This is a genomic window from Streptomyces muensis (assembly GCF_021474425.1).
Classification (GTDB): domain Bacteria; phylum Actinomycetota; class Actinomycetes; order Streptomycetales; family Streptomycetaceae; genus Streptomyces; species Streptomyces muensis.
Genome location: NZ_JAKEIP010000279.1, coordinates 1 through 10137, shown reverse-complemented (window position 1 = coordinate 10137; position 10137 = coordinate 1). Strand labels below are relative to the sequence as shown.

The window sequence follows — 10137 nt, the reverse complement described above, 5'->3', positions numbered from 1 at the left end:
GTACTAATAGGCCGAGGGCTTGTCCTCAGTTGCTCGCGTCCACTGTGTTGGTTCTGAAACCACGAACGGCCCCGCATATGGTCACATGCGGTGCGGCAGTGTTCGACAGTTTCATAGTGTTTCGGTGGTTATAGCGTGAGGGAAACGCCCGGTTACATTCCGAACCCGGAAGCTAAGCCTTACAGCGCCGATGGTACTGCAGGGGGGACCCTGTGGGAGAGTAGGACGCCGCCGAACTCCTTTTAGAGCTCTGGCTCTTGGGCATACAGCCCGAGAGCCAGAGCTTTTTTGCGTTGAGGTAGGGTCAGAGGCCGTCGTAAGTACGTTTCCCACAGGAGGCCCAGGGTGGAGGTCCAGGAGACTCGCGTTCAAACGGACCGGGTGCTCACCATCCCCAACATCCTCAGCATGGCTCGGCTGCTTGGCGTGCCGCTGTTCCTGTGGCTGATTCTCAGGCCTGAGTTCGGCGGGCCGGAGAGTGACGGCTGGGCACTTCTGGTGCTGGCTCTGAGTGGTGTCAGTGACTACCTGGACGGCAAGCTGGCCCGGCGCTGGAACCAGATCAGCAGCCTTGGCCGGCTCCTCGACCCCGCGGCTGACAGGCTCTACATTCTCTCGACATTGGTCGGTCTCACCTGGCGCGAGATTCTGCCCGTCTGGTTGACCGCTGTACTTTTGGCGCGCGAACTGGTTCTGCTGGTCATGGTGGGCATCCTCAGGCGGCATGGCTATCCGCCGCCGCAAGTGAACTTCCTCGGGAAGGCCGCCACCTTCAACCTGATGTATGCCTTCCCGCTGTTGCTGCTCAGTGACGGAAGTGGATGGATCCCGTCACTGGCTGCTATTTTCGGATGGGCGTTCGCCGGATGGGGTACGACGCTGTACTGGTGGGCAGGAGTCCTCTACGTGGTACAAGTCCGCCGCCTGGTCCGTGCGGACGCCACGGCCGATTGAACTCGCGGATTGCAGCGGCCTAGCGGCTCGATGGCCCGCAGTGGAAAAGTGCGGGACAATCTGGACGGGTGAAGTCGGCTAGACCGTCGTCTCTGCGAGGAGGACGCTTCCGACATGAAGGCCGTCGTGATGGCCGGGGGCGAAGGCACGCGCCTTCGTCCCATGACCTCAAGCATGCCCAAGCCGCTCCTGCCGGTGGCCAACCGGCCGATCATGGAGCACGTTCTGAGGCTGCTCAAAAGGCATGGTCTGAATGAGACCGTCGTGACAGTTCAGTTCCTGGCCTCTCTGGTCAAGAACTACTTCGGTGACGGTGAAGAGCTCGGAATGGAGCTCAGCTATGCCAATGAGGAGAAGCCACTCGGTACCGCCGGAAGCGTCAAGAACGCCGAGGAGGCGTTGAAGGACGATGCTTTCCTTGTCATCTCCGGTGATGCCCTGACCGACTTCGACCTCACCGAACTGATCAATTTCCACAAGGAAAAGGGTGCGCTGGTCACGGTCTGTCTGACGCGTGTGCCGAATCCCCTGGAATTCGGTATCACGATCGTCGATGAGGAGGGGCAGGTCGAGCGCTTCCTTGAGAAGCCGACCTGGGGGCAGGTTTTCTCGGACACCGTGAACACGGGTATCTATGTCATGGAGCCGGAGGTCTTCGACTATGTCGAGGCCGACGTTCCCGTGGACTGGTCCGGCGATGTCTTTCCGCAGTTGATGAAGGAAGGCAAGCCGATCTATGGGTATGTCGCGGAGGGCTACTGGGAGGATGTCGGTACCCACGAGAGCTACGTGAAGGCGCAGGCCGACGTCCTGGAAGGCAAGGTCGACGTCGAGATCGACGGCTTCGAGATCTCCCCGGGTGTGTGGGTCGCGGAAGGCGCCGAGGTGCATCCGGATGCCGTGCTGCGCGGGCCTCTCTATATCGGGGACTACGCCAAGGTCGAGGCCGGCGCGGAAATCAGGGAGCACACCGTCGTCGGCTCGAACGTGGTCGTGAAGAGCGGGGCCTTTCTGCACAAGGCCGTCGTTCACGACAACGTGTACATCGGGCAGCACAGCAATCTGCGGGGTTGCGTCGTCGGCAAGAACACCGACATCATGCGGGCCGCTCGGATCGAGGACGGCGCGGTCATCGGGGATGAGTGCCTGATCGGTGAAGAATCGATCGTCCAGGGCAATGTGCGTGTCTATCCGTTCAAGACCATCGAGGCCGGTGCCTTCGTCAACACCTCGGTGATCTGGGAGTCGAGGGGCCAGGCGCATCTCTTCGGTGCCCGCGGTGTCTCCGGGATCCTGAACGTCGAGATCACGCCCGAACTCGCCGTACGCCTCGCCGGCGCGTATGCGACGACCCTGAAGAAGGGATCCACCGTCACGACGGCCCGCGACCACTCCCGTGGTGCGCGGGCGCTGAAGCGAGCGGTGATCTCCGCGTTGCAGGCCAGCGCCATCGACGTACGCGACCTGGAGAACGTACCGCTGCCCGTGGCGCGGCAGCAGACCGCGCGGGGCAGTGCTGGTGGGATCATGATCCGGACCACGCCCGGAGTGCCGGATTCCGTGGACATCATGTTCTTCGACGGGCGGGGTGCCGACCTGTCGCAGGCCAGTCAGCGGAAGCTGGACCGGGTGTTCGCGCGGCAGGAGTACCGGCGTGCGTTTCCGGGTGAGATCGGGGACCTGCATTTTCCGGCCAGTGTCTTCGACTCCTACACCGGGTCGTTGCTGAGGAACGTCGATACGACGGGGATCTCGGAGTCGGGGCTGAAGGTCGTCGTTGACGCCTCGAACGGTAGCGCGGGGCTTGTGCTGCCCAGTCTGCTCGGCAAGCTCGGTGTGGACTCGCTGACCATCAACCCTGGTCTCGACGAGTCCAGGCCTACGGAGTCGGCGGATGCGCGGCGGTCGGGGCTCGTGCGGCTGGGAGAGATCGTGGCGTCCGCGCGGGCCGCGTTCGGCGTGCGGTTCGACCCGGTCGGCGAGCGGTTGTCGCTCGTCGACGAGAAGGGGCGGATCGTCGAGGACGACCGTGCCCTGCTGGTCATGCTGGACCTCGTGGCGGCGGAGCGGCGCAGCGGGCGAGTGGCGCTGCCGGTGACCACCACGAGGATCGCCGAGCAGGTGGCGGCGTACCACGGGACGCAGGTGGAGTGGACGACGACCTCGCCGGACGACCTGACCCGGGTCGGGCGCGACGACACGACGATCTTCGGTGGTGACGGCAAGGGCGGGTTCATCGTCCCGGAGTTCAGCAGTGTCTTCGACGGTACGGCGGCCTTTGTGCGGCTGATCGGCCTGGTGGCGCGTACGCAGCTCACGCTCAGCCAGATCGACGCGCGGATTCCGCGGGCGCATGTCATCAAGCGGGATCTCGCGACTCCGTGGGCCGTCAAGGGGCTGGTGATGCGGCGGGTCGTGGAGGCGGCCGGGGATCGCTTTGTCGACACGACCGATGGAGTGCGGGTCGTGGAGACCGACGGGCGCTGGGTGATGGTTCTGCCCGACCCGGCGGAAGCGGTCACCCATTTGTGGGCGGAGGGGCCGGACGACGCGTCCGCGCAGGCTCTGCTCGACGAATGGGCGGCGGTCGTGGACAGCGCCGGCCGCTGAAGCACGGACCACGCGCGCGTGCCGGGCGGGCCTCCTCAAGGGGGCCGTCCGGCATGCCGGTGGGGCCATTCGGAGGTATGGGCGGCGACGTGCGACGATGTGCGGCATGCCGCAGCCCCCCGTTCGGAGCACACCTACGCGCCCCACGCGTCCGGACGCGTCCATGTCGCTGCTCACCAACGTCATGGATCACAGCCTCGACGACGGCTATGCCGAGGCCGCCGCCCGCAAGAAGGCCGCCGGCGAGGGTGGTCTGCCGAAGACGCTCAGGGCGAAGCTGGGGCTCGCGGCCGGGTTGGTGCTGGCGGCACTCGTGGTGACCGTGGGGGCCGCGCAGGCACGGGTCGCGGCGCCCGTCGTGGCCAAGGAGCGCGAGGAGCTGGTCGACCGTATCGACCGTGAGACGGCGGCGGCGGACCGGTTGGAGGAGAGCGTCGACAAACTGCGTGACGATGTCAGCGCGCGGCAGCGGGAGGCGCTCAAGGCGACCGGCGACAGCGGCCAGGCGGATCTCGTGGGCATCCTGGCGGGCTCCGTCGAGGTGCACGGGCCCGGGGTGAAGCTGGTCGTGAACGACGCCAAGGAGGCCGGGTCCGGCGGCGAGGGCGACCCGCGCGGGACGTCGGGGTTCTCCGACACCGGCCGTGTGAAGGACCGGGACATGCAGCGCGTGGTCAACGGGCTGTGGGAGTCCGGTGCCGAGGCCATCGCCATCAACGGACAGCGGCTGACCGCGCTCTCCGCGATCAGGGCGGCGGGCGACGCGATACTGGTCGACAACAAACCGCTGGTCCCGCCGTACACGGTGCTTGCGGTGGGGGACGGGGAGCGGCTCCGCGACAGGTTCCAGGCGAGCGCCAACGGGCTGTACCTGGAAGCACTGCGCGAGGAGTACGGCATCCGCACCAGCATCTCCGTGGAGGGCGACCTCCGGTTGCCCGCTGCACCGAGTGTGATCGTACGTACCGCACAGCCGAACACCGAGAAAACCGAGAAGGGCACATCGTGATCGCCGTACTGGGCCTCGTCGTGGGAGTCGTGGCCGGCCTGTTGGTCCGGCCTGAGGTTCCGGCGGTCGTCGAGCCTTATCTGCCGATCGCCGTCGTGGCGGCTCTGGATGCCGTTTTTGGCGGCCTGCGGGCCATGCTCGACGGCATCTTCGACGACAAGGTCTTCGTCGTGTCGTTCCTGTCGAACGTGGTCGTGGCCGCGCTGATCGTGTTCCTGGGCGACAAGTTGGGCGTGGGAGCCCAGCTGTCCACCGGCGTCGTCGTCGTGCTCGGCATCCGTATCTTCTCGAACGCCGCGGCCATTCGCCGGCACGTGTTCCGGGCGTGACGCCGATGAGCAACCACGATGAGACCGCGGAGAACAGGCTGCGCAAGGAGTTGCCCGAAGAGGTCCCGGCCGCGGAGGCGTCGGAGGCCGTGGACGGTGCAGCCGAGGAGCAGGCGCCTCGGCTGACCGGTCGGCAGCGGTTGGCGAAGGGGTTGTGGCCGCCTCGGGTCACCAGGGCCCAACTCATCGTCGCCCTGCTGCTGTTCGGCCTCGGTTTCGGCTTGGCCGTCCAGGTCGCGTCGAACAGCGACGGCGACAGCGCCCTGCGCGGCGCACGTCAGGAAGATCTCGTTCGCATCCTCGATGAACTGGATGACCGTACTCAGCGTCTTGAGGACGAGAAGCAGGGTCTTGAGAAGCAGCGCGACGAACTGGAGAACAGTTCGAACCAGGCCGAGGAGGCCCGCAGGCAGACGGTCGAGAAGGAGAGGCAACTCGGCATTCTGGCGGGCACGGTGGCCGCGCAGGGACCCGGCATCACGATGACCATCGAGGACACGAAGGGGACGGTCGAAGCGGACATGCTGCTCGACGCGATCCAGGAGCTGCGCGCCGCCGGCGCGGAAGCGATCCAGGTGAACGGCGTTCGCGTCGTCGCCGACACCTATCTGACCGACTCGGGCAACAGCGTGAGCGTCGACGGGAACAAGATCAACGCTCCCGTTCGTTTCAAGGTCATCGGCAAGCCGCAGGACCTCGAACCGGCGCTCAACATCCCTGGAGGCGTGGTGCAGACCCTCGAGAAGGAGCAGGCCACCGTGACCATCGAGCGGTCGGACAAGATCGTCGTGGACGCCTTGCGAGCGGCGAAGCGGCCTGACTACGCTCGGTCGTCCTCGCAGTGAACCGGGGGTGCATGGGGGACGTCCGGCGAGGGCATGAGGTTGCGGGGGGTCGGCGCACCGAATGGGTGGTGCGTGGTGGAAACTGTCTGGTGGAGACGGACGTTGTGAGGATGTCCGGGTCGGTCAGAGAGTGCAGTCAGGGTTCGTCCTGCCCCACGGGCGGGTCTGTTTCGGTCAAGGGGAATCGCCCGTGAAGTTGTTTGGGAAGTTGTTCGGCAAGAGCGCGCGAGCGGGTAGCGACAACGCGACCGCTCGTCACCGCGCGCAGGGGGACGATGAGGGCCAGCGCCCGCTGTTCCGGGACCAGGTGTCTGGGCCGGGCGGTGACATTTCCGGAGGTCAGGGCGCGCCGTCGGTTGACCCTGGCCAGTCCGGCGGCATAGGTTTCGGGCAACCGTCAACCTCAAGTACGGGTGGAGGGTTTTCCCCGATGTCGGCCCTGGTGTGTACGAGGTGCGGTAACCGCAACGCGGAGAACAGCCGCTTCTGTTCCAACTGTGGCGCGCCGCTGCGGGCCGGTGCGACGCCCGAGCGTCCGTCCGAGACGACCTCCACGATCTCCATCTCCGGTCTGGAGGCCTACGACGCCGAGACCACCGGCCAGACTCCGATCCCGGCGCTGTCGCCCGAGGCCCAGGCCGCCGTGGACGCGCTGCCGCTGGGCTCCGCGCTCCTGGTGGTGCGTCGTGGCCCGAACTCGGGCAGCCGGTTCCTGCTGGACGGCGATCTGACCACGGCCGGGCGTCACCCGCAGAGCGACATCTTCCTGGACGACGTCACGGTCTCGCGCCGGCATGTGGAGTTCCGCCGGGCGCAGGACGGCTCGTTCACGGTGGCCGACGTCGGCAGTCTGAACGGCACCTACGTCAACCGTGAGCGGATCGACCAGGTCGCTCTGAACAACGGCGACGAGGTGCAGATCGGCAAGTACCGGCTGGTCTTCTACGCGAGCCAGCGGGGCTACTGACCCTCCCCCGGAGCCCGTCCGGGGAGAACCAGGGAAGGTCCATGCTGAAAACACCGAGCGGCGGTGCCGGGCACGGCATCGCCGCCACGGACGGTCGGCTGCTGAGCATCGGCGCGGTGCTGAACGTGCTGCGCGAGGAGTTCCCTGACATCACCATCTCCAAGATCCGTTTTCTGGAGTCGGAGGGTCTCGTCGAGCCGCGGCGGACCCCCTCGGGGTATCGCAAGTTCAGCGCCCAGGACGTCGAGCGGCTCGGTCATGTGCTGCGGATGCAGCGGGACCACTATCTGCCGCTCAAGGTGATCCGTGAGCACCTGGACGCCATGGAGCGCGGTGAGGCCGCCGCGCTGCCGACCGTGTGCCGTCAGCGTGATGGAGAAACGGTCCTGGAGTCCGTGGAGGCGCCCACGGCGGCACGGATCGGGCGGGCCGCGCTGCTCGCCGCCGCCGAGATCGGCGAGAAGGAGCTCGCGGAATGGGAGTCGTACGGCCTGATCACTCCGCTGCCGGACGGGGCGTACGACGCGGAGGCGGTCACGGTGGCAGGGCTCGTCGCCGAGCTGGGGCGGTTCGGGATCGAGCCAAGGCATCTGCGGGTGATGAAGGGCGCCGCCGACCGTGAGGCCGGGCTCGTGGACCAGGTCGTGGCGCCGCTGAGGCGGCACCGCAACCCTCAGACCAGGGCTCACGCCGAGGCGCGCGCCAAGGAGCTGGCGGGGCTCACCGTCAAGCTGCACGCCGCGCTGGTGCAGACCGCTCTCGGGGTACGCCTGCCCTGAGCGGGGCATGCACAGGAAGGCCGGATCGGCCACCCGTTCTCTGCCCGACTACCCAAACGTCCCGAGCACGGCCTAGGGTTGCTGTGTGAACGAGCTCGATGTCGTAGGTGTCCGGGTCGAAATGCCCTCCAACCAACCGATCGTGCTCCTGCGTGAAGTGGGAGGCGACCGCTACCTCCCCATCTGGATCGGGCCCGGGGAGGCGACGGCCATCGCCTTCGCCCAGCAGGGCATGGCCCCCGCGCGACCGCTGACCCACGACCTGTTCAAGGACGTGCTGGAAGCCGTCGGCCAGGAGCTCACGGAAGTGCGCATCACGGACCTGCGTGAGGGTGTCTTCTACGCCGAGCTGGTCTTCGCCAGCGGCGTCGAGGTGAGCGCCCGCCCGTCCGATGCCATAGCGCTGGCCCTGCGCACCGGAACGCCGATCTACGGCAGCGACGGGGTGCTCGACGACGCGGGCATCGCGATCCCGGACGAGCAGGAGGACGAGGTGGAGAAGTTCCGCGAGTTCCTCGACCAGATCTCGCCCGAGGACTTCGGCACCAGCAGTCAGTGAGCATCCGCGGTCAGTGCGGAGACGTGGGCGGTGACCCGGCGGGCTTGCGGTCCGTGGCGGCGCGGCCCACAGTCGGTTACAACTGAAATGCCGGCATTTGCCGGCGGCCGGGGAGAGCGTCCTGCGGCCCGCTCCGAGCGCATTCGGCTAGCCTTTCCCCGCGGTGGGGTACGGGAAACCACTCCTAGGGTGATTATCACTCGGCGTGGCGAGTGTGGCGATCGTTGACGCACCCCTGGTGACTGCCTACCGTCGAGAAGGCAGGTCAAGGACGGAGGTCGGCGTGAGAAGCAGCGGCGACGGTACGGCTGGGGGTGCCCCCGGACGTCTCGGGGCGAGCGGTCCGTACCCGCTTCACGGCAGCCCGCTCCAGGGCAGCGCGGCCGATCACGCTCCGCAGCGACCGACGGCCGTGCCGAGCAGCGGCGGAGGGGCGGCGTCCATGGAGACCGAGCAGATCGGCTACCGGGGTCCGACGGCGTGTGCGGCCGCCGGCATCACCTACCGGCAACTGGACTACTGGGCGCGTACCGGCCTCGTCGAGCCCAGCGTGCGGCCCGCGTACGGGTCGGGGACGCAGCGGCTGTACAGCTTCCGGGACGTCGTCGTTCTGAAGATCGTCAAGCGCTTCCTCGACACGGGTGTGTCGCTGCAGAACATCCGTACCGCCGTCCAGCATCTGCGGGAGCGGGGCTTTCGCGATCTGGAGCGCATGACGCTGATGAGCGACGGTGCGACGGTGTACGAGTGCACGTCCCCGGACGAGGTGCACGCGCTGCTTCAGGGTGGGCAGGGGATCTTCGGGATCGCCGTGGGTGTGGTGTGGCGGGACGTCGAGAGTGCCTTGTCGCAGTTGCACGGGGAGCGGATCGACACCGGGGAGACGCTGGTCGGGCACAATCCGGCGGATGAGCTGGCACGGCGGCGTAACCGGGCGGTCTGAGCCCGGTTGCCGAGGCGCGTCCTCTGTCCGGTCCGAGTGTGGTGGGTCGCGTGGGCGGATCTGTGGATCAGCGTGGTTCAGCGGTCGTGGCAGGGCATTGTCAGTGGCGTGAGGCAGCATCGGAGATGTGAGGAACGCGCCTACGATCCTGCATCTCGACATGGATGCCTTCTACGCCTCGGTGGAGCAGGCATCCAAGCCGAGCCTGCGTGGGAAAGCCGTGATCGTGGGCGGGCTCGGGCCGCGGGGAGTCGTCGCCACCGCGTCCTATGAGGCCCGGGTGTTCGGGGTGCACTCGGCGATGCCCATGGCCCAGGCGCGTCGGCTCGCGCCGAATGCCGCGTATCTGGTGCCGCGCTTCGGGATCTACCGCGACACCAGCGAGCAGGTCATGGCGCTGTTGCGGGAGCTGTCGCCGCTGGTGGAGCCGTTGAGCCTGGATGAGGCCTTCGTGGATCTTGAGGCGGGGGGTACGGCCTGGGACGAGGAGTCGGCGCGGTTGGTCGGGGCGAGGTTGCGCGCCGACATACGGGCGGTCACGGGGCTCGCCGGGTCGGTGGGGCTGGCCGCGTCCAAGATGCTCGCGAAGATCGCCTCGGAGCAGGCCAAGCCCGATGGGCTGGTGGTGATCGAGCCGGGGACGGAGCGGGCGTTGCTCGGGCCGATGTCGGTGCGGACGTTGCCGGGTGTGGGGCCGGCGACCGGGGACCATCTGCGGCGGGCCGGGATCCATACGGTGGACGAGATCGCGGAGGCGGGGGAGGACGAGCTCGTACGCCTGCTGGGCAAGGCTCATGGGCATGCCTTGTATGCCATGGCGCTGGCCCATGACGATCGGCCCGTGGTGGCCGAGCGGGAGGCCAAGTCGGTGTCGGTCGAGGACACGTATGACGTGGACATCCATGACCGGGTGCGGGTGGGGCTGGAGGTGCAGCGGTTGGCCGACCGGTGTGTGCGGCGGTTGCGGGGGGCCGGGTTGTCGGGGCGGACCATCGTCCTCAAGGTGCGGCGGTACGACTTCTCCACGCTGACCCGTTCCGAGACTCTGCGTGGGCCCACGGACGATCCGGCGGTGGTGCGGGAGGCCGCTGCTCGGCTGCTGGATTCTGTGGACACGACGGGTGGGGTGCGGTTGTTGGGGG

Annotated in this window: 10 protein-coding genes and 1 rRNA gene; all 11 read left to right on the top strand. The window is 67.4% G+C overall.

Going from position 1 to position 10137, the window contains the following annotated elements; translation table 11 throughout:
- Window positions 1-120 precede the first annotated feature (120 nt).
- A 5S ribosomal RNA gene (gene rrf / locus L0P92_RS37390) occupies window positions 121-237 on the top strand.
- Window positions 238-345: 108 nt separating this feature from the next.
- Window positions 346-954 (top strand): cardiolipin synthase ClsA, encoded by a 609-nt coding sequence (gene clsA, locus L0P92_RS37385; RefSeq protein WP_234767519.1) that lies wholly within the window; start codon window positions 346-348, stop codon window positions 952-954.
- Between the two features lie 114 nt (window positions 955-1068).
- Window positions 1069-3564, top strand: a complete 2496-nt coding sequence (locus L0P92_RS37380; RefSeq protein ID WP_234767518.1) for a mannose-1-phosphate guanyltransferase — start codon at window positions 1069-1071, stop codon at window positions 3562-3564.
- Between the two features lie 97 nt (window positions 3565-3661).
- Complete coding sequence (locus L0P92_RS37375) at window positions 3662-4573, top strand: DUF881 domain-containing protein (RefSeq protein ID WP_234767517.1); 912 nt, start codon at window positions 3662-3664, stop codon at window positions 4571-4573.
- Window positions 4570-4902, top strand: coding sequence for a small basic family protein (locus L0P92_RS37370; RefSeq protein WP_003988855.1), 333 nt, complete (start codon window positions 4570-4572; stop codon window positions 4900-4902). The genes L0P92_RS37375 and L0P92_RS37370 overlap by 4 nt, the downstream gene beginning before the upstream one ends.
- 5 nt (window positions 4903-4907) lie before the next feature.
- On the top strand, window positions 4908-5747 hold the full coding sequence (locus tag L0P92_RS37365) for a DUF881 domain-containing protein (protein WP_234767516.1): 840 nt from the start codon (window positions 4908-4910) through the stop codon (window positions 5745-5747).
- A 61-nt stretch (window positions 5748-5808) separates the two neighbouring features.
- Window positions 5809-6714, top strand: a complete 906-nt coding sequence (locus L0P92_RS37360; protein WP_234767515.1) for a zinc-ribbon and FHA domain-containing protein — start codon at window positions 5809-5811, stop codon at window positions 6712-6714.
- Between the two features lie 41 nt (window positions 6715-6755).
- Window positions 6756-7493 (top strand): transcriptional regulator FtsR, encoded by a 738-nt coding sequence (gene ftsR / locus L0P92_RS37355; RefSeq protein ID WP_234767514.1) that lies wholly within the window; start codon window positions 6756-6758, stop codon window positions 7491-7493.
- 85 nt (window positions 7494-7578) lie between these two features.
- Window positions 7579-8052, top strand: a complete 474-nt coding sequence (locus L0P92_RS37350; protein ID WP_004002801.1) for a bifunctional nuclease family protein — start codon at window positions 7579-7581, stop codon at window positions 8050-8052.
- A 283-nt stretch (window positions 8053-8335) separates the two neighbouring features.
- Window positions 8336-8995, top strand: coding sequence for a MerR family transcriptional regulator (locus L0P92_RS37345; RefSeq protein WP_234767513.1), 660 nt, complete (start codon window positions 8336-8338; stop codon window positions 8993-8995).
- Window positions 8996-9122: 127 nt separating this feature from the next.
- On the top strand, window positions 9123-10137 hold a 1015-nt coding region (locus L0P92_RS37340), incomplete at its 3' end, for a DNA polymerase IV (RefSeq protein ID WP_234767512.1).